The organism is Spirosoma sp. (assembly GCF_026391055.1).
In the GTDB taxonomy this organism is placed as follows: domain Bacteria; phylum Bacteroidota; class Bacteroidia; order Cytophagales; family Spirosomataceae; genus Spirosoma.
This window is the reverse complement of sequence record NZ_JAPLET010000010.1, coordinates 199,615-220,693: the sequence shown is the minus strand read 5'-3', so window position 1 is coordinate 220,693 and position 21,079 is coordinate 199,615. Positions and strand designations below refer to the sequence as shown.

The 21,079-nt window shown below is 48.3% G+C and carries 23 protein-coding genes; 12 read left to right on the top strand and 11 right to left on the bottom strand.

Annotated features, from left to right (window positions below; genetic code table 11):
• Positions 1–5 precede the first annotated feature (5 nt).
• The 6 genes from NT073_RS03320 to NT073_RS03295 all read left to right on the top strand — a co-directional run bounded on the left by NT073_RS03320 (position 6) and on the right by NT073_RS03295 (position 4,066).
• Positions 6–281, top strand: coding sequence for a hypothetical protein (locus NT073_RS03320; RefSeq protein WP_297368746.1), 276 nt, complete (start codon positions 6–8; stop codon positions 279–281).
• Between the two features lie 58 nt (positions 282–339).
• Entirely contained in the window at positions 340–609 is a 270-nt protein-coding gene (locus NT073_RS03315; RefSeq protein WP_297368743.1) for a DUF983 domain-containing protein, read from the top strand.
• A gap of 109 nt (positions 610–718) precedes the next feature.
• The gene (locus NT073_RS03310) at positions 719–1,318 is read left to right on the top strand and encodes a sigma-70 family RNA polymerase sigma factor (protein ID WP_297368740.1); all 600 of its coding nucleotides are present in this window, start codon (positions 719–721) and stop codon (positions 1,316–1,318) included.
• On the top strand, positions 1,287–2,210 hold the full coding sequence (locus NT073_RS03305; RefSeq protein WP_297368737.1) for a hypothetical protein: 924 nt from the start codon (positions 1,287–1,289) through the stop codon (positions 2,208–2,210). The genes NT073_RS03310 and NT073_RS03305 overlap by 32 nt, the downstream gene beginning before the upstream one ends.
• Before the next feature lie 44 nt (positions 2,211–2,254).
• Positions 2,255–3,232, top strand: coding sequence for a hypothetical protein (locus tag NT073_RS03300; protein WP_297368734.1), 978 nt, complete (start codon positions 2,255–2,257; stop codon positions 3,230–3,232).
• A 3-nt stretch (positions 3,233–3,235) separates the two neighbouring features.
• On the top strand, positions 3,236–4,066 hold the full coding sequence (locus NT073_RS03295) for an SDR family NAD(P)-dependent oxidoreductase (RefSeq protein ID WP_297368731.1): 831 nt from the start codon (positions 3,236–3,238) through the stop codon (positions 4,064–4,066).
• On the opposite strand, the gene NT073_RS03290 is transcribed toward NT073_RS03295, so the two are convergent.
• Together NT073_RS03290 and NT073_RS03285 are read right to left on the bottom strand one after the other, a co-directional pair.
• Positions 4,055–5,203, bottom strand: coding sequence for a glycosyltransferase family protein (locus NT073_RS03290; RefSeq protein WP_297368727.1), 1,149 nt, complete (start codon positions 5,201–5,203; stop codon positions 4,055–4,057). The two genes, NT073_RS03295 and NT073_RS03290, sit on opposite strands and share 12 nt — an antisense overlap.
• Before the next feature lie 10 nt (positions 5,204–5,213).
• Positions 5,214–6,041, bottom strand: coding sequence for a UDP-2,3-diacylglucosamine diphosphatase (locus NT073_RS03285; protein ID WP_297368724.1), 828 nt, complete (start codon positions 6,039–6,041; stop codon positions 5,214–5,216).
• A gap of 113 nt (positions 6,042–6,154) precedes the next feature.
• On the opposite strand from NT073_RS03285, the gene NT073_RS03280 reads away from it, so the two are divergent.
• On the top strand, positions 6,155–6,787 hold the full coding sequence (locus NT073_RS03280) for an acetyltransferase (protein WP_297368721.1): 633 nt from the start codon (positions 6,155–6,157) through the stop codon (positions 6,785–6,787).
• Between the two features lie 130 nt (positions 6,788–6,917).
• On the opposite strand, the gene NT073_RS03275 is transcribed toward NT073_RS03280, so the two are convergent.
• Positions 6,918–7,859: a GDP-L-fucose synthase gene (locus NT073_RS03275; RefSeq protein WP_297368718.1), complete on the bottom strand. Its 942-nt coding sequence runs from the start codon at positions 7,857–7,859 to the stop codon at positions 6,918–6,920.
• Between the two features lie 57 nt (positions 7,860–7,916).
• Between NT073_RS03275 and NT073_RS03270 the strand changes: the two genes are divergently transcribed.
• Positions 7,917–8,990, top strand: coding sequence for a hypothetical protein (locus NT073_RS03270; protein ID WP_297368715.1), 1,074 nt, complete (start codon positions 7,917–7,919; stop codon positions 8,988–8,990).
• Between the two features lie 42 nt (positions 8,991–9,032).
• Here the strand turns inward: NT073_RS03270 and NT073_RS03265 are convergent, their stop codons facing one another.
• The 3 genes from NT073_RS03265 to NT073_RS03255 all read right to left on the bottom strand — a co-directional run bounded on the left by NT073_RS03265 (position 9,033) and on the right by NT073_RS03255 (position 12,371).
• The gene (locus NT073_RS03265) at positions 9,033–9,842 is read right to left on the bottom strand and encodes a hypothetical protein (RefSeq protein ID WP_297368712.1); all 810 of its coding nucleotides are present in this window, start codon (positions 9,840–9,842) and stop codon (positions 9,033–9,035) included.
• A 73-nt stretch (positions 9,843–9,915) separates the two neighbouring features.
• Positions 9,916–11,343, bottom strand: coding sequence for a DEAD/DEAH box helicase (locus NT073_RS03260; RefSeq protein ID WP_297368709.1), 1,428 nt, complete (start codon positions 11,341–11,343; stop codon positions 9,916–9,918).
• Between the two features lie 131 nt (positions 11,344–11,474).
• A complete protein-coding gene (locus NT073_RS03255; RefSeq protein WP_297368705.1) occupies positions 11,475–12,371 on the bottom strand; it encodes a fructosamine kinase family protein in 897 nt (298 codons plus the stop codon).
• A gap of 66 nt (positions 12,372–12,437) precedes the next feature.
• Between NT073_RS03255 and NT073_RS03250 the strand changes: the two genes are divergently transcribed.
• The gene (locus NT073_RS03250) at positions 12,438–13,634 is read left to right on the top strand and encodes an anhydro-N-acetylmuramic acid kinase (RefSeq protein ID WP_297368702.1); all 1,197 of its coding nucleotides are present in this window, start codon (positions 12,438–12,440) and stop codon (positions 13,632–13,634) included.
• A 55-nt stretch (positions 13,635–13,689) separates the two neighbouring features.
• Here the strand turns inward: NT073_RS03250 and mog are convergent, their stop codons facing one another.
• The 3 genes from mog to NT073_RS03235 form a co-directional block, all read right to left on the bottom strand.
• A complete protein-coding gene (gene mog, locus NT073_RS03245; protein ID WP_297368699.1) occupies positions 13,690–14,214 on the bottom strand; it encodes a molybdopterin adenylyltransferase in 525 nt (174 codons plus the stop codon).
• Positions 14,215–14,287: 73 nt separating this feature from the next.
• Positions 14,288–16,108, bottom strand: coding sequence for a glycosyltransferase (locus NT073_RS03240; RefSeq protein ID WP_297368696.1), 1,821 nt, complete (start codon positions 16,106–16,108; stop codon positions 14,288–14,290).
• 95 nt (positions 16,109–16,203) lie between these two features.
• The gene (locus NT073_RS03235; RefSeq protein WP_297368693.1) at positions 16,204–17,226 is read right to left on the bottom strand and encodes a N(4)-(beta-N-acetylglucosaminyl)-L-asparaginase; all 1,023 of its coding nucleotides are present in this window, start codon (positions 17,224–17,226) and stop codon (positions 16,204–16,206) included.
• An 80-nt stretch (positions 17,227–17,306) separates the two neighbouring features.
• Between NT073_RS03235 and purU the strand changes: the two genes are divergently transcribed.
• The gene (gene purU, locus NT073_RS03230) at positions 17,307–18,227 is read left to right on the top strand and encodes a formyltetrahydrofolate deformylase (protein WP_297368690.1); all 921 of its coding nucleotides are present in this window, start codon (positions 17,307–17,309) and stop codon (positions 18,225–18,227) included.
• On the opposite strand, the gene NT073_RS03225 is transcribed toward purU, so the two are convergent.
• Positions 18,196–18,945 (bottom strand): copper homeostasis protein CutC, encoded by a 750-nt coding sequence (locus NT073_RS03225; protein ID WP_297368686.1) that lies wholly within the window; start codon positions 18,943–18,945, stop codon positions 18,196–18,198. The genes purU and NT073_RS03225 overlap by 32 nt on opposite strands.
• A 319-nt stretch (positions 18,946–19,264) precedes the next feature.
• Here NT073_RS03225 and NT073_RS03220 point away from each other — a divergent pair, with 319 nt between their 5' ends.
• Positions 19,265–19,486 carry a DUF2795 domain-containing protein gene (locus NT073_RS03220; RefSeq protein ID WP_009284883.1) on the top strand — a complete coding sequence of 74 codons (222 nt, stop codon included), beginning with the start codon at positions 19,265–19,267 and terminating at the stop codon, positions 19,484–19,486.
• Positions 19,487–19,632: 146 nt separating this feature from the next.
• Here the strand turns inward: NT073_RS03220 and NT073_RS03215 are convergent, their stop codons facing one another.
• On the bottom strand, positions 19,633–20,109 hold the full coding sequence (locus NT073_RS03215; protein WP_297368677.1) for a sterol desaturase family protein: 477 nt from the start codon (positions 20,107–20,109) through the stop codon (positions 19,633–19,635).
• A gap of 221 nt (positions 20,110–20,330) precedes the next feature.
• Here NT073_RS03215 and NT073_RS03210 point away from each other — a divergent pair, with 221 nt between their 5' ends.
• On the top strand, positions 20,331–20,999 hold the full coding sequence (locus NT073_RS03210; RefSeq protein ID WP_297369145.1) for an ATP-binding protein: 669 nt from the start codon (positions 20,331–20,333) through the stop codon (positions 20,997–20,999).
• The last annotated feature ends 80 nt before the right edge of the window (positions 21,000–21,079 follow it).

Sequence of the window (21,079 nt, the reverse complement as noted above, 5' to 3'; positions counted from 1 at the left end):
AAATCATGAGAACCTGGAAAGTGTGGCTCGTAATTGTTGTGCTGTTAGCGGTTTCGCCTGAGTTAATGGCCCAGTGTGCAATGTGCCGGGGAACCGTTGAAAGTACCGTCAGTAATGGTCGTAGCGTTGTTGCTTCCAACCTGAACCTGGGTATTGTTTATTTATTAATGATTCCATACCTGATAGTAGCATCAATTACTTATTTGTGGTATCGGAACAGTAAACGTGAGTATGGAAGACGTCTCGAAATCGCAGGCCGCGTTAAAAGGGCTTTGTCCTAGGTGTAGACAAGGTAAAATATTTAAAAAGCCTTTCTATTCGCCCACTGGCTTTGATGAGATGTACGAATTGTGCCCTCATTGCGGACTGCGTTATGAAATTGAACCCGGTTATTTTATCGGCGCCATGTACGTAAGTTATGCCATATCGGGTGGAGTTGCGCTAGTCCTGGGCTTTCTGATATTTTACTTGGGGGGCGATCCGGATGGATGGGTGTATGCCAGTATCATAGCACCAGTCATGGTTGTGATTGCGCCGGTTAACTTCCGAATATCACGAGTCATCTGGCTTCATTATGTTGCCGGAATTAAATACATAAAAGGGCTGTAAGAGCCCTTTTTTTATTGTCCGAAAAATAATAATGGCCAGAAAACTATTTTTTTATCCTCATGCAACCAGCCTCCCCTAACTTGCATCTACTCAATGAACCTGAACGAATATGCTTCGACTTATACCGTTTTTTACAACAGAAGCTAAGCTGATTGGAGCGCTGAAACGGGGCGAAAGCCGTGCGCATAAGGTCATCTATGAACGGTATGCCGGTAAAATGCTGGCTGTTTGTACGCGTTATTGTGCAAACAGAGCTGATGCTGAAGAGGTGATGCTGGACGGCTTTATGAAAGTTTTTGAGAAAATAGAGCAATTCAGAGAGGATGGTAGCTTTGAGGGTTGGATCAGGCGTATTATGGTGACAGAATCGTTAATGTTCCTGCGGAAAGCAAAACAATGGCGACAGGAAATATCCCTTGATGAAGTAACCGTTGAGCCAGATTACGAATGGGCCGATACCGCTGTGAATGAAAACGATTTGTTACGGATGGTAAATCAAATGCCCGATGGGTATCGTACAGTGTTTAACCTTTATGCGATTGAAGGGTACTCACATATTGAAATAGCAGAAATGCTTGGCATTTCGGAAGGGACGTCAAAGTCTCAACTAAGTCGTGCGCGGGTGTTACTGCAAACGAATTTAAAGAAATTGGAACAGGAAACTCGGTCTGAATCCTATGAAAAAGCATACAGAAAAACCGCCAGTTGATGATTTGTTTGCCCGTAAGCTGGGTAACATGTCGCTGCCGCCCAGTGCCGATGGCTTTGCGCGGTTACAGGCGCGTATGAATCAGCAGAAACCGGAAACCAGACTGGTCTTTTGGCGGAACCCGGTTATACAGCCCTATATGGCAGCAGCGGCCTGCCTGGCACTGGTTTGTCTGTTTGGCTGGCTCTATTGGCCATCTGGGTCCGGTGGTAAGCCGGGGCAGAACGAGCTGGCGGTAAACAAGAAAAGTGCTGAACAAATAGATACAGAGGCTCAGCGCGCATCGGCCAATCAACCAAGAACCGAGAGGATCGTTGAAGCTCCGGCTGAATTAGAGTCTATCAACAACTCGCAACAGGTTGCAAGTGCGAATAAAGCAGTCAAAGGAAAAGGGAGAAATGCAGTTTGGAAAACCTCTCAGGAGTCCAACGCAATGGACACCGAACCGTCAGAAACAAAGCAAATAGAGAGCGAACCCGTTATTGTCCAGGCAAAGACTGTTGAAAACAGGGGAAACGCTACAAACACTGGTTCTACGAACGTGGCTCCTATGGAAACGGTAAAAACTGATCGTGTTGCAGAGGTTAAAGCTATGGCTAAACCTGCCCCATCTGTTGAACGTGTTCTGGAAGTAACCATTGCCGAGCCTCAGTCACTGGTTGCGGCCCGCCAGGAAGTAAAAGCCATTATTGAAGAGAAAGCAGTAATAGCTCAGAATGATAAGGCGGAGAAAGAAACAAAGGCAAGTCTGTGGCAGCAGGTGAAGCGCATTAAACAAGGTGAAATATTTGCCCGTCAGGACGATATGAGTAACGAAGAGCGTGGCCTGATCGGACGGGCATATAGTGGCTTAAAACATAGTTTAGATAAAGAGAAAGCAGCGAAGCAATGACCAAGCGAATACATATACTACTGTGCCTCATACTGGCAATTCCAATGTTTGCCAACGCTGAGAATCTGACTACTCATCCGGCCGATTCGCTGGTGATTCGGTTTGCCAACCGCACTCGCCTTGTTATCTATGCGCCCAACAAGGCTGCTATCCAGGCCCTGTCAAGCTACGACCTGAACAAAATTGTCCGGGAGATGGGTATGAAACTCGATTCGTTACCGGATGGGAAAACCGCTATTTCTCAAGATGGCGGACAATTTCTGAAAGACACTGTCCTTGTAGTGACAAAGAAGAAAGACGGTGTAACCATTGTGATAAACAATACGGAGGATACACTCAGAAACGGGTCAAAACAAATAGATAAGCAAGACCGGGACTACCAAAGTGCCAAACGCCGTAAGAATGATCGAAACAGAAGTAGCTTCGATTATGGTTTAAGTATTGGTCTCAATAACTTCATCCAACAGAGTTCAAGTCCCGCTTATCCAGAAGATAGCTATGACCTTCGGCCAATAGGGTCGAGGTATGTGGCGTTGTCGATGGGCGCCATGCCAACGATCATTCGTGGTAAATACGCGTCGCTGAAGCTCTATTACGGCGTTGAGGTAGCCTGGAATAACTTCATGTTCGAAGGGAACAACATCGCCGAAAAGACACCGACAGGAGTAGCCTTCCCGGATGCCGGTCGTGATCTGCGAAAAAGTAAATTGACGGTCGCCACTATTGGCGTGCCCGTAGTACCCCGGGTGACGTTTTACAACAGCGACGGCCGTAAAATTTGCCACCTTGGGGTAGGAGGCTACGTGAATTACCGGCTAGACAGCTACCGAAAAATAAAAGAAGCCGATGGCAGCAAAGACCGTCGTCACTCCGATTATTATCTGAACAATTACCGCTACGGTCTTATGGCGCACCTGGGTTTGCGAAGCCTCGACTTCTTCGTAAAATATGATTTAAATCCCCTTTTTCAGACCGACAAAGGCCCGGATGTTCGGACGCTTACTTTCGGAATCGGTTTTTAAGCTATGCCGGATAAAACAATTACCATTCTTGGCTGTGGCTGGCTTGGCTTACCACTCGGTGGCGCTATTGCAACGGAAGGTTTTCAGGTAAAAGGAAGTACCACAACACCAGAAAAGCTTACCAGACTTGAACAGGCGGCTATAGAAGGTTATCTGCTACGGTTAAATCCTGAACCGCAAGGTGATCTGAATACACTTCTGCAAGCTGATGTACTAGTAATCGATATCCCGCCCAAAGCCGGTAAGTACGGCGATGACTTCCATCCGGCACAGATTAACCATCTGATCAATGCCGTTCGACAATCTTCGATACAGCATGTTATTTATGTAAGCTCTACATCGGTTTATCCTGAATTGAACCGGGTAGTTGTTGAAGAGGATGTGCAAGTACCGGAACAATCGGCTTCTCCGGCTTTAGTACAGGCAGAGCAGTATGTGCAACGTTTAGCCCCCAACCGGTTAGTTACCATCGTTCGGTGCGGTGGATTGATGGGTTACGACCGTATACCCGGCAAATACGTTGCAGGACGCACTGTAGATAGTGGAGCGGTACCTGTTAACTATTTACACCAAAATGATGCTGTAGGCCTTTTAAAAGCGATTATAACGCAATCGTTGACTGGAGTTTATAATGCTGTATCTCCAGAGCACCCAACCCGAGAAGCTATTTACCGAAAAAGTTGTGCAGATTTTGGTTACGCACTGCCAACCTTCATTGAGCCGTTAAGCCTGGTGCCGTATAAAGTGATTTCGCCAGAAAAAATCATTTCCGACACAGGCTACCTGTTCCAGTATCCAAACCCGTTGAATTTTTTATACAGCTCAGGAACGTAATAGGTGCCGAACGCGCGGCCAGAAGAAACCGCCCGACGGTTTACTGGTAGGGGTTACCGCCCGATTCAGTGCGGCCAAAAACATGAAATAACCTCGGCCATGCCATGCCCGGAATCGCTCACTTAACTGGATGTCGTACTGAGGTAAAAAATCCGATAGTTTGTTCAAGTCGAACGTATCCGAGGCAACCCCAACGCCCGCTCGCTGTCCATCAATGGCATTACAGGCCTGCTCAAAATGATTTGGTTGCGGAATCATCAGAACGGGTTTGCCTAAATAAGCCGCTTCGCAAACCGATTCGAAACCAGCCGTGGTGACAATTGCCTTACATCGGGCCATAAACTCCAGAAATCGGTTGCCATCAATAGCATGATACGTCAGAGTGTTGTCAATAATCTGATTTGGCCCGGTTGCCTCTGCGTGAAAAGCGTCCATTTTTTGCGTAGGATGCTGCTGATGGGCTTTCTGTAGTTCGACTTTTAAGCCGGGCTGAGTTACATAAGCCAGCAGAAAATCGGTAGTGAACGACGGTTTTAGCTCAGTGACCTCACGACGAAGTAGGGGAGGCACTACCCGCAGACGCTCACGCGGTTCATTGGCCTGCTCATCAAATGAAAGCGCCAGCAGTTCCTTCGCGCCAAAGCAGGTTAACCGGGTGTTTATTTTAAACGCTTGCTCATAAAACCATTGACCTTTAGGGCGCTGAAAATTAGGATGAAAGGCCATGTACTGATGGGCAATACAAATCATCGGTACAGAAGGGCGCAAAAGGGCATAGGTCATTCCTCCCAACATTTCATAGAAGTTGACAACTACGTCGGGGCGTTCAGTCTCGATATGATCGCGCACTTGTTGTAAACTACGCCAGAATGGCTTCATCGTTTTGAGTGCCAACAAAGTAGTCTTGAACGGGTCTAGTGCATTGGTGCCTGCATTATAAACAAGGCCTGGACTGAATATGGGTAGGATAGGTGCCGTAAATTTGTCGGCAAAAAAAGTAGGAACGCTTCGCTCAGTTGTAACGCCAACAATGGCTCCAATCACCTCATGACCAGCCATCTGTAAAATTTGGGCCAGAGACAGGGCCTGCGTTAAGTGGCCCCGACCTTCACCTTGAACTAAAAATAAAACGCGCATGATAAGAGAATTAATTTACCTGAACAGATGTGCTGCTCTTCACGGGTTGACGCTCCCGATCAGCGGGAGAAGCCACTGAGTCATCATTACTCAAATCGCAGGTGTAGTACACGAGACTCCAGTTTCCGGCATGGTCTTCTACCAGTGCACTGAGGGATTCCACCCAGTCGCCGGAGTTCATGTAAATGATACCATCGAATTCACGGATGGCGGGCTGGTGGATATGGCCACAGATGACCCCGTCGCAATGACGGGCGCGGGCTAGTTCGGTTAGCTTTTGTTCGTAGTCGGAGATGTAGCTAACAGCTTTTTTGATGCGGGATTTTACTTGTTGGGAAAGTGAATAGTACGGTAAGCCCCGCCTGGTACGGTAATGATTATAGAATTTATTTACCCATAAAAGAAAAGTATAGCCAATGTCGCCCAGGTAGGCCACCCATTTCATTTGCGACGTAATGGAATCAAATACATCGCCGTGCGTAACATAGAACGTTTTGGTCCCGGAGGTCAGGGTGTAATCCTTCCGGATCGAAAAGTTTCTGCCTACCTTGAGCGGCATCACCTGATCAAGAAAGTCGTCGTGGTTACCACGCAGATAGATAACTTTGGTATCGTAATGAACGATTTGCTTTAAAACCGTTTTAAAAAAGGCGGTATGTTTCTTTTTCCAGGTACCATACTGCTTCAGCTGCCAACCGTCAATGATGTCGCCATTGAGAATAAGTTTTTGACAGGAGTAATTACGCAAAAACTCAGTAGCCTCTTTGGCCTTCGACCCGGCGGTGCCCAGGTGAATGTCCGACATAACAATGGTGCGGAAGTGCGTACTTGATTTCATGAACGAAACTACTGTTCATGAATGAAGTAGGATTTACCGAAATGTTACCAAATTGACAAGCTTATAGCGCTGTTAAACAGATGCTTAACATAGACTTAACACAATAAGAATAAATGGAAAATCCAGTGCTTATTTTTGGAGCCGGTAGCCTTGGGATGACGGCTTTAGATATATTTCAACGAAATACTGTAGTTGTCTATGGTCTGTTGGATGACAACAAAGAGCTGCACGGTAAAGAGTTCAGTGATGTTTCCGTACTTGGCGAAACGGACAATGATGGCTTTTTGAAATTAATTGGCCAGAAGTGCGAAGCGTTTGTGGCAATAAATGATGCTCGGGTTCGTAAGCGTCTGGTCAAGATGCTTAACGAACGGCGTAAGGTTCAGCCCGTAAATGCGATTCATGATACCGCAACGGTGTCGGGCATGGCAACAATCGGGCATGGGAATCTTATTGCAGCCCGCGTGGTCATCAGTCCCCTGGCCGAAGTTGGACAGCATTGCATCCTGCAATCAGGCGTGATTATCGAAAGCCAGGCTAAAGTAGGTGACTACGTTCAGATAGGTACCGGAAGCGTAATTAACAGCGGGGCCACTGTCGAAGAAGGAACGTTTATAGGCACTGGCGCTACAATTGTCAGCGGGGTGACAATTGGTAAAAATGCCCGCATTGGCGCAGGGTCTGTTGTAATCGAAAACGTAGAAGCCGGAACGACCGTATTCGGCAACCCGGCAAAGAAATTGTAATCTGGAGAGACGCAGGGCATTGCGTCTCTCCTATGCGTAAGCAATGTTTCGTATTCGTCAAAATCAATCGGTTTATTGATATGACGAATTGCTGGCGCATAGGAGACACAAGGTATTGCGTATCTACGCTTTATTCAACGTATAAAACTTCGTTGGTCAGGAAATCCTGATAAGTACGCTCAAGGCCGTCTTTCAACTCGGTGGTGTGTTTCCAGCCCATGTCGTGCAGTCTTGACACATCCATCAGCTTTCGGGGTGTACCATCGGGTTTGTCGGTGTTCCAGCGCAATTCGCCCGTAAAGCCAACGGTTTCTTTTATCAGTTCGGCTACTTCGCGAATGGTGACGTCTTCGCCGGTACCAATGTTGACGAACATAGCATCATTGTAATTCTCCATCAAAAAGAAACAGGCCGCAGCCAGATCGTCGGCATGAAGAAACTCACGCTTCGGCGAGCCCGTTCCCCATACTTCAACCGTTGGGTGGCCATTTACTTTAGCCTCGTGGAATTTCCGGATTAGTGCAGGCAATACGTGCGAACCCTGTAAGTCGTAATTGTCATTAGGGCCATACAGGTTCGTTGGCATGGCCGAAATGAAGTTACAGCCATATTGACTCCGGTACGATTCACAAAGCTTAATGCCCGTAATTTTAGCAATTGCGTAAGGCTCGTTTGTTTCTTCCAGAAAACCGCTCAGCAGATATTCCTCTTTTAAGGGCTGGGGTGCTAACTTTGGATAAATACAGGAGGAGCCTAGAAATAATAATTTTTTGACAGCTGTCTGATAGGCGCTATGAATGATGTTAGCCTCAATCATCAGGTTGTCGTAGAGGAATTCGGCACGATAGATGTTATTCGCCATAATGCCTCCTACTTTCGCAGCTGCCAAAAAGACGTATTCGGGCTGCTCCCGTTGGAAAAAATCATTCACAGCAGCCTGATTGCGCAGATCCAGTTCAGACGAAGTACGGGTGATAATGTTTGTAAAACCTTCGCTTTGAAGCTTACGAACAAGCGCCGAACCAACCATACCCCGGTGTCCGGCAACATAAATACGAGCGTGTTTTTCCACGTTAATTGAGGATGGACATAACCGCCTGACTAGTAGACGGACAGATTATAAAATAATATGACTTTAAATATCGTTGCAAAACTAACAAACTTCGGGCACCAATCGTTTGCCAAGGCTATGTTTGCTTCTGATTTGAAACGACGGATTTTACTCATATCATTTATTGGCCTGGTAATACTTACTGCACAGGCACAAACGGGCCCCACTTCGCTTACAACAGCGACTAAACCGGTTTTAGCGCCCTCCGGAGCGACACCTTCACTGTTAGATGGTTTTTCCTCGGTTCCTTCATCGCTCACGACGCTGGGTTTGCCAACCGGGGCTTCGCTAAAAGATCAGAAAGATGCTTATCTGGCTGGTATCATGCCTGATTTAGGGTTGAAAGTAAAGCAACTCAAAAAGCTGAAAGCCGATCGGAAGAGTAAGACCAAGCTGTCCAAGACAGAATATGAGGGTCTGTCGATGGTGAAAGCATATACCAAATTTGGAAGCGGTGAACGGACGGTTATTGAAGAGTTCTTTGTTCTGCGGGACAATGATGCTGCTAAACCACTGCCTTACATTCGCGAAATCTACCGGTTTTATCAAAAATCTGCCCGGGTAACAAGTTCGATCGTTCGAGACGAAGGCACCGGATTGCTGCTTCACGGGCCTTACAAACGCTACCAAAACGGTGATCTGGTTGAAGAAGGCTACTATTATGCCGGAATGAAAGATGGCCGCTGGGAAAAGTACGACAGTAAATTTACGCTCGTCGATAAAGCCCGCTGGTATCGGGGTGTTCCGGCCGAGTCGCGCTTGGTTTACTACGACTCCACTCACCGTAAGATAAAGGAAATTGTTCCAATGGAATATGGAAAAGTGAAAGGAACGTACATGGCCTTTTACGAGAACGGGTTACTGGCCGAAGAAGGAAAGTACGAAAACGGGGTTAAAATTGGCCGATGGACAGAATACTATCCCGTTAACCCGAACGGTCGCCGAATGCGTCGTAAGTTATCACAATACGCCAAAGACCAGTGGGATACCGAGTTTGAGCCGTATACCCTTACGGAATGGGATGAAAAAGGCAAAGTGACCTTCGAACGCGCAAAGGAAAAAGTAATCCAGGAAGAAGAAACGGAAAATTAATTTGAGGGCAGGGGATGCCACTCACTTACCCCACCCAATTCATTACTTGAATACGCGCTTAGGGTCGGGATACTTGGCTAATAACTCATTCAGATAGCTCAGGTCAAGCACCGATAAATCCAGATTACGCGCCTGGTGGAAATAGTCCCATGCTTTAGGGTAATCAGTTTTCAAAAAATACACAACCGATAGTTTCTGAATCGCTCCTGCATTATCCGGGCTCAAGGCGACGGCATGGTTCAAGAACCCTTCTGCTTCTGCTAGCAGCTCTGGAGTTGGTTTTTCCTGATAATGTTTAATCTCAACGGTTGCTAAGTCGGTTATCAGAGCGACGTTGCTATCGGCAACAGCCAGCCCTTTTTTGAGCATTCGAATAGCGTTCGGGAGTTGATTCTTCTGGTAGCACACAACTCCTAACCCCCAGTACGCATCGGCGTTATGATCATTCAACAGCCAGGATAAATTGAACCGGTGTGCAGCGGTATCTAACTGACCGCTTGATACATAATCCCAGCCGCGGGCGGCAAAAAAATCACTGGCTTCTGGACGACTGGCAAAATTACGGTCACAGTCATTCAGGAAGTGAATTTCAGCGTCGATCTGTTCGGCGGTTTTAGCCCGCTCGCCAAAAAGAGGGAGGATATTTACCGAAACACCAGCCGTCTCTGTTGCGTCTGCCGAAACCGATTCGGGAGCCTGATGAGCAATCGTTTCAACCGGTTTTTCTGCGGGCGGGTTTCGCCGAATAGAATCGCCCGAGCGCGCCGATATAATAAGTTGCTTAGGTTGAGCTGCCGACAAAAACGGTAACGCAACTAAAGTCCACTGTATCAGATTCATCCGGACGTTCATAGAAAGTACTATACCAGGGGGTTTTGTCTCGATAGAACGAAATGGGAATCCAAATTAGTACATTTTGAACGGATTACCGACGCCCCCCCCGAGAGCCTGACCGCTTGCTACCTCCAGACTTTGCGCTTACCGATCCACCAGATTTGCGGCTAAAGCTTCCAGGACGAGTTCCTGGGCCCGATGGTGAGGGTTTCTTAGCACCAGAAAGCTTTGCTTGTGCTTTGTCCCGCTCGCGTCCGGGGGCCATATTCGTGATTTTTTTCTCGTGAAAAGCCCCTAAAAACGTTGGATCTTCCTTGCGTCGCTGCTCGTCAATTTCGCGGAGCATAGCTTGCTCCTCCTCAAAAGGCGTTTCTGCTACCACTACGCCAGCCGGGAGCGGCTGGCGGGGAATAGTAGCCTTTATAATTCGTTCAATCTTCTGAACGTGGTACTCCTCAGCTTTTGTCAAAAACGTAATGGCTTCTCCGGTGTGATTAGCCCGTCCCGTACGCCCGATCCGGTGAACATAATCTTCGTAAATCAGAGGCAGATCGAAATTAATCACATGACTTACCTCGGCCACATCGATACCCCGGGCGGCTACATCCGTCGAGACCAGTACCTGTATGTTTCCCTCCTTGAAGGCATCCATCGCATTGATCCGGGTATTCTGTCCTTTATTGGCATGAATAACCCGGATTTTTTCCGGCTCGATCACTTTTCGGGACAAAAACTTATAGATATTATCAGCGGTCCCCTTTGTCCGCGCAAAAATGATAACCCGCTGAAAGTTCTCCTGACGCATGAGGTAATCCAGCATATTAATTTTGGTGCGGAAATTAGGCGCTTCGTAAATCACCTGACTTACCATGTCGGCAGTGGAGGCCTGTGGCGTTACTTCCACTTTTATAGGTGCTTCCAGAAATTCGGATGAAAGACGTTCTACCCGCCCGCCAAACGTCGCCGAGAACAGTAGGTTCTGGCGTTTGGTGGGGATGATTTCCAGAATAGACCGGATTTGGGGCATAAAACCCATATCCATCATTTTATCCGCTTCATCGAGCACCATAGTGCGGATCTCCTTCGTCACGATTTCGCCGGATCGATACAAATCCATAAATCGGCCGGGTGTAGCAACGATTATATCGACGCCGTTTCGGAGGGTTTCAATCTGTGTTTTAGGGCCCAGCCCGCCGTACAAAGCCAGGTGGCGCAGGTCAGTGTATTTTCCTAACTCACTAACGGCCTGATTGATCTGCATGACCAGCTCACGCGTGGGAGCCAGAATTAACGCACGCGGATTTTTACCCTGTGCGTATTTCACTTTCATCAGAATTGGCAGCAGATAAGCCGCCGTTTTGCCGGTTCCTGTCTGCGCAATACCTAATACGTCATGGTTGCCCAAGCTCAGTGGAATGGTTTTCTGCTGAATAGGGGTGGGTTCTGTATAACCAAGGTCGGCCACGGCATTAAGCAACTGCCGGTTCAACTCGAACTGTTCGAAGGAGGTAATTTCCATAGGTAAGTAAGTCGGTAAGTCAGTAAGTGGCTACGCCTAAGTCGGTAAGTGGCTGACGCCAGAAGCAGCTGCATATATCACCCACTTACTGACTTAATGACTTGGGCGTAGCCGCTTACCGACTAAAAAGACTAAAACTGTTTCAAAATTCTTTCTACGCCACTAACGTAACCAGAGCCAAACAGATTCACATGAACGAGTAGGGGATACAAATTATAAATGGCGACGCGCTCGTCAAAACCGTTTTGCAGCGGAAACGTTTCGTGGTAAGCCTCGTAAAACCGGTCGTCGAAACCAGCGAACAATTTCGTAAAGGCTAACTCGGCCTCCCGGAAACCATAATAAACGGCGGGGTCTACCAACGCTGGCTGGCCCGCTTCGTTTACCAGCACATTGCCCGACCACAAATCGCCGTGCAGTAACGCAGGCCGCTCGTTCGGGAGCAGATTCGGTAACTGTTGCCGGAGTCGAAGCAGCGCATCGTAGGTTGATCTGGGCAGCAACCCTTTGTACAAAGCTAAACCGGCCTGTGGTAATAGGCGATGGTCAAAGAAAAAGTCGTAGCCATTAGGGGTAGGTGTATTGGTTTGTGGTAACGAGCCAATGTAATTTTCGAAATTCAGGCCGAACGTGGGTTGTGTATGGGAGTGCAGTACCGCCAGCGACTGCCCGAGGGTTTCCCAATACTGCTTATCCGGTGTGCCCGGATCAATGTATTCCAGAATCAAATACGATTTGTCGAGGAGACGACCATACCCAATAACCTGCGGAATATGCAGCGCATCGGTCTGCCGGAGTAAATCAAGCCCGCGAGCTTCGGATGCAAACATATCCGGCTGCTCGGCGGTCGACTCCTCCAGTTGATTCCACTTGACGAAAAAAACACCTTCCGATGAAAACACCTGAGCCGATGTGTTGATATTTCCACCTGATACAAACTGCATTTCAATAACTTGGACCGGATGGCCCAGCGCCGAAAACAGAATGCTTTCAAAAAAAGAAAATTGCTCGTCGCCCCAAAAATCCATGCGTTATTTGCGTAGCGGCTGGTCTGTACCGGTGGCTACCGACCAGTCAACATCAATTGACAGTTTATGAATCGTCAAATTCAGCACCTTTATAACATCGCTCAACAGCCAGTCCGCCGAATTATTGGCCTGATGTCCGGAACATCGCTCGATGGTCTTGATGTAGCTCTTTGTCATATTTCTGGTAGTGGACCTGATACGGATGTTGTCCTACATCGTTTTACTACGGTACCCTACGATGAAGAACTGAAAGCTGAGATTCGGACCATCTTTGCTAAAGACAAAATCGAATTCGAGAAGCTTTGTTTGTTAAATCCATACATCGGTCGGCTGCATGGTCGACTCATTCTCGATTGCCTGAAAAAATGGGGTATTACTACTAATGAGGTAGATATAATTGCCAGTCATGGGCAAACCGTCTATCACGCTCCAAAAAGTCAGCACCAGCACGATAAGTTCCCGAACGCTACTCTCCAGATTGGCGATGGCGATCACATTGCGGCCGTCACCGGAGTTATTACGCTGAGCGATTTCCGGCAGAAGCACGTAGCACACGGGGGTGAGGGAGCACCACTGGCTGTTTACGGAGACTATTTCATGTTCTCGAAAGCGGGCGAGAATCGTCTTTTGCTGAATATGGGCGGTATTGCCAACTTCACGTACCTGCCCGCCGATGAAGATGCCAGTAACGTTTTTACAACCGATACGGGGCCGGGAAACACACTGCTGGATGCTTACGCCCGCAAATTTCTGAACAAGTCCTACGACGAAGATGGCAAACTGGCCGCTCAGGGAACGATTAATGATGATCTTCTCCATGCTTTAAAAATCAATCCCTTCTTCGACGCAGCTTTTCCCAAAACAACAGGCCCTGAAGTCTTCAAGATTGCTTACGTGGAAGAGGCACAGGCACGAAGTCAAACAACCGGCCTATCGGCCAAAGATTTGATGGCTACGCTTGTGCAATTCAGTGCCGATACGATTGTGGATGCCATCCGGCGGGTTGTGCACGAAGGCGAAACCTACCGGATCTACATGAGCGGGGGCGGGGCACACAACCCCATGCTGACAATGGCCCTTAAGAAAGGGCTGCCCAATTGTTCGTTTGGGCTGACCGGTGAACTTAATATCAACGGTGATGCGAAAGAAGCGGTTTTATTTGCCGTGTTGGCCAACGAATGTCTGGCGGGTGGTGATACGTCGTTTGGCAATCGGCAGGGCGTACCGACGGTTACGATGGGGAAGGTTAGTTTTCCGAAGTAGTTTCCTTAAATCTATAAGGTTTTAGAAACCTTATAGATTTGGGATTGGGTTGATGCTAGTTTTTAGGTCGGAACACCTGCATTTTATCCTCGTGAGTCGTCAAAAAGGCCCCCCCAATCAAGTCAATACAATATGGAATTGCCGGAAATACTACAGACAGACACTGACCGATGGCTTTAGGTTTACCCGGTAGGTTCAGGATGAGTGTCTGGTTGCGAATACCGGCCGTTTGCCGCGACAAAATGGCTGTGGGTACGTATTTTAAGCTTTCCTGACGCATCAGTTCCCCAAAGCCGGGCATCATTTTCTGACAAACGGCTTCGGTCGCTTCGGGGGTTACGTCGCGCAGGGCGGGGCCTGTGCCGCCGGTGGTGACCACCAGGCAGCAGCCTTCGGCATCCGCCAGTTCAATCATGGTTGCTTCGAGCTGGTCCTGTTCATCGGGAATGATCCGATAGACGGGTTCCCATTCGCAGCTTAGCCATTCGGTTAAAAAGCCAACGACCGCTTTACCCGGAATGTCTTCATAAATACCGGCGCTGGCCCGGTCCGAAACGTTGATAATACCGATTTTGGTCATATAGGATGTATGATATAAGATGTATGGTATAGGCTCTGACTCCAATATACTATACCATACATCTTGTATCTCTTTACGGTTTCTTCCGCTTCAATGCCAGATCGTGTGCGGTGTCGTAATACGACCGCAAGCTGCTCCAGTCGAAGACATCGGCAATGCTCTCAACGCGGTTCCGTTGCTGAATCCGGTCGCGCTGGGCCATCCGAACGAAACGATAGAGCACATCGGCCAATTGGTCGGCGGCTTCGTCGAAGGACTGCGTCCGGCGGTTAATCACATAGATACCCCGGTTTTCGTAGTCGCGCATGATCTGCATAATGAAATCACCGAAACCCGACTGATCGCTGGTAACGGTTGGAATACCGCGCACAACGCACTCTAGTGGTGTATAACCCCAAGGCTCATAATAGCTCGGGAAAACGCCCAGGTGGCACCCGCGAACGAACTGGCTGTAGTCTAGCCCGAAAAGCGGGTTAGTTGAGGCAATGAAGTCCGGATGGTAGACGATCTTTACCCGGTCATACTCGTTATTAACCAGATTAGCCTGACGAATGAATCGCGTCATGTCGTCCTCCTGCACCAGATTGTGAGTCACGAAAGGCGGTAAATGCTTCGTTTTCCAACTTTGTACCGTTCGCCGAAGCCGGAGTCGCCAGTATTCATCGACAAAGTTATTGAGATCGGGCAGCGATGTACCGTTTGGATCGGATGCTGCGGCCTGGAATAGCCGTTCGCCAACCTGCTTTTCAATACTCTCGCAGGTTTCCTGAATTTCATCCAGCAACGCCCGCGAATGCAGTACATCCGGATTAATAGAGGTATAAGGCTGCTTGGTGACCATAAACATAACAACGGTCATGTCCATGCCAGCCTCGCGCATCCGGTAATTCAGCCGGGCGAGGGCTTCGAGGGTCAGGTCATACCCTTTGTTGGAGAACTCAAATCGGCCCGAGGTAAAAAAGTACAGAGTTTTTTCCAGATCAAACGAATAACTCTGGAAAAAGTGACCCATGACAAACTCATGAATTTTCTGTTTATAGCGAACGTGCAGGTTCTGAAACTCGTGAACGGCGGCAAATCGTGTGACGTTCAAACCGTTGGGAAGAACCAGGTCCGGGTTCCGACCCAGGAATACTTCACACTCGCGGGCCGTAACATCGCTGACCGTGGTAAACACATGCGCCTGCATAGCCGCGAGTCGCTCAATGGTTGCCTGAGTGTCGATGCCGTAATGCAGCGCTTCCCGTTTCCAGTCGAAAAACGGTAGTTTACCATAAAAGCCGGGCTCGTTCTGGGCCAGATAGCGCCCCAGCATGGTAGCGTGCGTGGTGAAAACGGTAGCTACTTTAACATTGTCGCGACGTAGGTCGGGCAGACCGGTACTGGCCATCCACTCGTGAAAATGCGCTACAAAGTCAACCCGGCGGGCATGGTCCTCGGCCAGCAGCGTAATAAACAGGCGGACCATTTCGCCAAACGCAATCGTCTGGTTAACAAGATCTTCAATATTCAGCGTTGAGAGCTGGTAGTTGAGCCAAAGCCGCGTTTTGATTTCGTTGAGCTGTTCGACGGTAATGCTGTTAATGTCGAACAGTACCACCCTGGGGCGGCCCGTAACGAGCCAGTAGCCGTACTCGACACGATAGCCCAACTGCCGCATCTTCCGAACCGTCTGGCCAATCTCCGTTTCGTCGGAGTCGGTAATAGGTTCAAACTCGGCTGCCGAACGCTGCGGAAAATAGGGGCCAAGAGCTACGTAGTTATCGTCCCACTTTTCCACCATTGCCGGCACTTTCGACCGAATCACTGTATAAATTCCACCTACTTGATTACACACCTCCCAGGCGATTTCCAGTAGTAATTTTCGCTTCGATGTTGAAAATACCGCTTCCAAATTAGTTAGTAGTTTTGGCGCAATGGTTGATCATAACGACTTATAGCGCCTTTGCCGTGCAAATAAACGATATAAACAATAAGAGATAAATTTGTTTATTTTAAATATGACTTGGCGTCTGTCACTTCTGTTCGGTTATTCTTCGATAAGGTGATGTTAAAGCCGGGTTGAATGCTAAACGCACCGTGTTCCCCTTGTTTATTTATTGCCAGAAAACCGACTTGTATATCCTTGAACTCCTGTTTGTTGACGATCCGGAGGGCGGCTTCTTCACAAGCTTGCTGGGGTGTTCGGCCCTGCCGCATTAGCTCCACCACTAAAAATGAGCCACAGGTTCGCATAACCAGTTCGCCAAGGCCGGTAGCACAAGCTCCGCCAATTTCGTTATCGACAAACAAACCCGCCCCGATAATGGGCGAATCGCCAACGCGGCCCCGCATTTTATACGCTAAACCGCTGGTGGTGCAGGCACCTGAAATGTTTCCCTTTGCGTCGATGGCCAGCATACCAATGGTATCGTGCCGTTCAATGTTGGCAATGGGTTTGTATTTGGCTGTTTTGAGCCATTCTTTCCATTCCTTCTCGGCTTTTGCCGTGAGCATCTTTTCTTTCTTGAAACCTTGGGCAAGAGCAAATTGAAGGGCACCTTCGCCACTGAGCATAACGTGGGGAGTTTTCTCCATCACGGCTCTGGCTACTGATATGGGGTGCATAATATGCTCCAGAAACGTAACCGAGCCGGCATTTCCTTTCTCATCCATAATGCAGGCATCGAGTGTAACATGACCGTCGCGGTCGGGGCGGCCACCGTAGCCAACACTCATGTCGTCGGGATCGGCTTCGGGAATTCGAACGCCCGCTTCAACAGCATCCAGGGCACTGCCGCCTTTATCAAGTACGGCCTGAGCCGCTGCATTGGCTTTGGGCTGTTTCCAGGTCGAAATAACCAGCGGACCTGATGGTGGCGGGCCAATGGGTAAAGGGTTTTGATTGAGTGCCTGGGGTACCGGAGGGCTGTCTATATTGCCGGTAAAGTTTGATCTTGAGCGGCTAAACGATAAAGAGGGGAGAAGCCCGGCCAGTGAGCCAAGCGTTAGAAAACGACGTCTATTTACCATACATATAAGGCTTACGGCTCAAATTAAAGGAATAAACGCTTGGCATTTACTACTTTTGGCCGATTTATTCGAAACGCTTTATGACGGCTCCTGATAAACATATATTGCTCATGGATGGCCCCGATAGTAAGGGGCTGATCTATCACGTGACGGGCGTATTGTTCCGGCACAATCTGAACATCATTCATAATGACGAGTACGTGAGCCCATCGGGGCGGTTTTTCATGCGCACGGAGTTTGAGGCTACCGGGGGGGCGGATACTTTCGACAGTGCGGCTTTGTTAGACGAGTTGACCTCTACAATACCCGGCTCGGAAGCGACTGAAAATGCCCGCTCGGTAGGGCATTCCACGCTGCCAAACATAGCTTATCAATCCGGAATCACCTTTCGGCTGAATCCTAAGCGTAAGAAGAATATTGTGGTAATGGTAACAAAGGAACATCATTGCTTGGGCGAACTGCTTATTCGCTATGCGTTCGATGAACTGGATGCGGATATTCTGGCAGTGGTGAGCAACTACAACAGTCTACAGCCATTGGTCAGCAAGTTTGGTATTCCCTTTCATTATATATCGCACGAAGGGAAGAGCCGGGAGGAACATGAGGAAGCTATTTTACGGACGATGGCTATTTATGAACCAGAATATCTTGTGTTGGCCAAGTACATGCGTGTGCTGACGCCCGGCTTCGTCAATCGTTTTCCAAACCGGATCGTCAATATCCATCACTCCTTTCTGCCCGCCTTTGTTGGTGCTAATCCATACCGGCAAGCTTACGAACGGGGGGTGAAGATTATTGGAGCCACGGCTCACTTCGTCAATAACGACCTGGACGAAGGGCCAATTATTGCGCAGAATGTTAAAGAAGTCGACCATCGCCATACCGCAGCCGATATGGCCACGGAAGGAAAGGACGTTGAAAAAATTGTGCTGTCGCAGGCGTTGAAACTGGTCTTTAACGACCGGGTGTTTATTTCAGGGAACCGGGCGATTGTTTTGTAAGTGCGACTAGTGCCCTTACTTTATCCTCGTTTGCTTCGATGTATTCGTATTCATCGGGTACGGCTGAGGCCATGGAAACGGCGGGCTGACGAAATTCCATCCGGCTGTCTTCCGTGTGACTACCGCTGGAATGAAGCGCGTCTGCGCCTGCGTCAATAAATAAAGGCGCGTTTAGAGCATTCACCCCAGCACCCGCCATAATTTCAATGCGTCCGGCCGCTTGCTGTGCCAGTTGCCGAATAACGGATAAGCCCGCTTCTGCGGTTTGGTGCTGGCCGGAGGTAAGAATCCGAACGGCACCAGTACGAATAACGGCTTCGAGGGCTTCAATCGGATCGCGGGTCATGTCGAAAGCCCGATGAAACGTAACGGGTAACGGCTGTGCCAGTTCTACCAGCGTACGGGTAGTCGCTTCATCGATGGTGCCGTTGGCCTGCAAAAGACCCAGAACCAGTCCATCCGCGCCCAGTGCTTTGGCCAGACTTATATCCGCCCGCATCACCGCCAGTTCAGTGTCAGAGTACAGAAAGTCGCCCCCACGTGGCCTGATCATTACGTAAATGGGTATGTGGATGTGCTGTCGGACGAGCTGGATTAAGCCGGCACTCGGTGTGGTTCCTCCTTCGGCCATACCACCACACAATTCTATTCGTCCGGCACCTGCCCGTTGGGCTGTAAGGCATGAATCGAGGGAGTAAGCGCATACTTCAAGTAGCATAGTCGTACCGTTGATGGGGATATATAAAAATTTACGCGTCATTAGAGCGACTTACTGGGAATTGGCAAGTCACAAGTGTGGTAAAATAAGGGTCTTTAAGCAATTAAAATAAACCGTTAAATATACATGTTTGGATGTTACACCTTAAATGACATCTTTATCCCACAGAAGAGAAACAATACTCAATTTTACACGTTAATGGCCTAAATCCTGTTAAAAGAACGGTTGCGAACATTTTTGCTGAAAAGAGCTTGGATATTAACGGTTTTTTTACTTTTGCACCCTTGTTAAAAGCAGTCATTAAAATATCGAACACACTATGTACTGGACACTCGAACTAGCATCCTATTTGGAAGATGCGCCTTGGCCTGCCACCAAAGACGAATTGATTGATTATTCCATTCGGTCAGGAGCCCCTCTCGAAGTTGTTGAGAATCTTCAGGAACTTGAAGATGATGGGCAGCCTTATGAGAGCATTGAAGAAATCTGGCCGGATTATCCAACTAAGGATGATTTCTTCTTCAACGAAGACGAGTATTGATCCATTCAGGCATCCTCATTAAAAAAGGCGTATCCAGTTAGATGAATACGCCTTTTTTAATGCTGTTATTGTACCTACCCACTTTAGTCCGTATTCAGCGAACTCAACAGGTTACCTGTTTACTGGCTTTAGCCCATAGGTACGTTTTAACCTGCCTTTACTTCCGTCTTTGCCGTTTTCACAGGACGGTCGTACTTCTTGGGGGCATACAGAAAGCCGAATGCTTCGGCACCTTCTTTCGAGTGTACTTTATGGTGGATGTAATGCGCCCGCATGATGCGTTGCATGTAGCGGCCACTCGTATCGATCTTCATCTTCACCCGGCGATGAACAATGATGTCGTGGAAGATGAAGTAGAACAAGCCATAAAGGGTTACACCCGCCCCAATCCATGTCAGGAAGCTGAGTTCCGGAATGGCTACTCCGGCCAGAAACATACCAATAGCCGTTAGGCTAAAGACAACGGCAAACAGATCGTTTATTTCGAAAAAACCGTTGTGATGGTTGTGGTGATCGCGGTGCCAGCTCCATAAAAAGCCGTGCATAACGTACTTGTGCGTAAACCAAGCCACGCCTTCCATAAACAGGAAAGTCCCTAGTACCAAAGCAACATTTACCAGCATTTTTGTGTTTCTTTAATAGTGCAGATTACCAATAAACAAGCCATTAAAGGTCTTGTGCTGAACCTGCACTAAAGGTCAGATGATATGCTCTACTAACGGTTTGTGTGGTTGAAAAGTTGACCCATATACCAGTAGTTTTCAACGCAAAGTAGAGATACGAGACGATTACTTGCAAATTTGTGGAAAATTCGTATCTTTATACCAAGTCAGTGCTCAACCAGATGAACCCATCGGTTATGGACTATCAGGCACTCAAAAACCTGGTCAGGCGGGGAGAGGGTAGCAATTTAGAGTTCAAGCTGAAAACGAATCATCCCGAGAAAATTATTCGGGGCGTCGTCGCTTTCGCTAATACAAACGGTGGAGTCATGCTCATTGGCGTCGGTGACGACAAGAAGATTCCCGGACTCAAATACGCCGATGAGGACGAGTACCTGCTCGTTCGGGCCATTAACAAGTTTTGTTTCCCCCGAATTTCCTACACCATTGAACGCGTACAGCTCTACGACGAGCGCGAAGTTCTCGTGATCCGGGTGCCCCGAAGTCCAACACGTCCGCATTATGTTATTCCTGACCCGGCCGAACCCGATAATAAAAAGGCTTATGTGCGTGTTGGCGATAAATCCGTTCAAGCCAGCCGCGAAGTGCGTGAAATCTTGAAGGGTGAACAGGCCGAACGGGACATTCGCTTTACGTATGGCGAAAAAGAGAAAAAGCTCATGCAGCATCTGGGCGAACACAACAGCATAACGGTCGACCTGTTTGCCTCGATTGCGGGTATCTCCCGCCGGATTGCGTCCCGAACATTGGTATTACTAGTATTGGCCCACGTACTGGAAATCCATCCCAGCGACGTGATGGATAAGTATACACCCCGTATGGTTCAATAATGTTAGGGCCGACTTTCGGTATGTTCCGATAATGTCTTACTTTGTTATGCTCAGGATTGACGCATTACAAACCCTTAGAC

Bases quoted from the DNA above. Each gene is read 5' to 3' on its own strand.
- NT073_RS03320 (WP_297368746.1), top strand. From the start codon at position 6: ATGAGAACCTGGAAAGTGTGGCTCGTAATTGTTGTGCTGTTAGCGGTT.
- NT073_RS03315 (WP_297368743.1), top strand. From the start codon at position 340: ATGTACGAATTGTGCCCTCATTGCGGACTGCGTTATGAAATTGAACCC.
- NT073_RS03310 (WP_297368740.1), top strand. From the start codon at position 719: ATGCTTCGACTTATACCGTTTTTTACAACAGAAGCTAAGCTGATTGGA.
- NT073_RS03305 (WP_297368737.1), top strand. From the start codon at position 1,287: ATGAAAAAGCATACAGAAAAACCGCCAGTTGATGATTTGTTTGCCCGT.
- NT073_RS03300 (WP_297368734.1), top strand. From the start codon at position 2,255: ATGTTTGCCAACGCTGAGAATCTGACTACTCATCCGGCCGATTCGCTG.
- NT073_RS03295 (WP_297368731.1), top strand. From the start codon at position 3,236: ATGCCGGATAAAACAATTACCATTCTTGGCTGTGGCTGGCTTGGCTTA.
- NT073_RS03290 (WP_297368727.1), bottom strand. From the start codon at position 5,203: ATGCGCGTTTTATTTTTAGTTCAAGGTGAAGGTCGGGGCCACTTAACG.
- NT073_RS03285 (WP_297368724.1), bottom strand. From the start codon at position 6,041: ATGAAATCAAGTACGCACTTCCGCACCATTGTTATGTCGGACATTCAC.
- NT073_RS03280 (WP_297368721.1), top strand. From the start codon at position 6,155: ATGGAAAATCCAGTGCTTATTTTTGGAGCCGGTAGCCTTGGGATGACG.
- NT073_RS03270 (WP_297368715.1), top strand. From the start codon at position 7,917: ATGACTTTAAATATCGTTGCAAAACTAACAAACTTCGGGCACCAATCG.
- NT073_RS03265 (WP_297368712.1), bottom strand. From the start codon at position 9,842: ATGAACGTCCGGATGAATCTGATACAGTGGACTTTAGTTGCGTTACCG.
- NT073_RS03260 (WP_297368709.1), bottom strand. From the start codon at position 11,343: ATGGAAATTACCTCCTTCGAACAGTTCGAGTTGAACCGGCAGTTGCTT.
- NT073_RS03255 (WP_297368705.1), bottom strand. From the start codon at position 12,371: ATGGATTTTTGGGGCGACGAGCAATTTTCTTTTTTTGAAAGCATTCTG.
- NT073_RS03250 (WP_297368702.1), top strand. From the start codon at position 12,438: ATGAATCGTCAAATTCAGCACCTTTATAACATCGCTCAACAGCCAGTC.
- mog (WP_297368699.1), bottom strand. From the start codon at position 14,214: ATGACCAAAATCGGTATTATCAACGTTTCGGACCGGGCCAGCGCCGGT.
- NT073_RS03235 (WP_297368693.1), bottom strand. From the start codon at position 17,226: ATGGTAAATAGACGTCGTTTTCTAACGCTTGGCTCACTGGCCGGGCTT.
- purU (WP_297368690.1), top strand. From the start codon at position 17,307: ATGACGGCTCCTGATAAACATATATTGCTCATGGATGGCCCCGATAGT.
- NT073_RS03225 (WP_297368686.1), bottom strand. From the start codon at position 18,945: ATGCTACTTGAAGTATGCGCTTACTCCCTCGATTCATGCCTTACAGCC.
- NT073_RS03220 (WP_009284883.1), top strand. From the start codon at position 19,265: ATGTACTGGACACTCGAACTAGCATCCTATTTGGAAGATGCGCCTTGG.
- NT073_RS03215 (WP_297368677.1), bottom strand. From the start codon at position 20,109: ATGCTGGTAAATGTTGCTTTGGTACTAGGGACTTTCCTGTTTATGGAA.
- NT073_RS03210 (WP_297369145.1), top strand. From the start codon at position 20,331: ATGAACCCATCGGTTATGGACTATCAGGCACTCAAAAACCTGGTCAGG.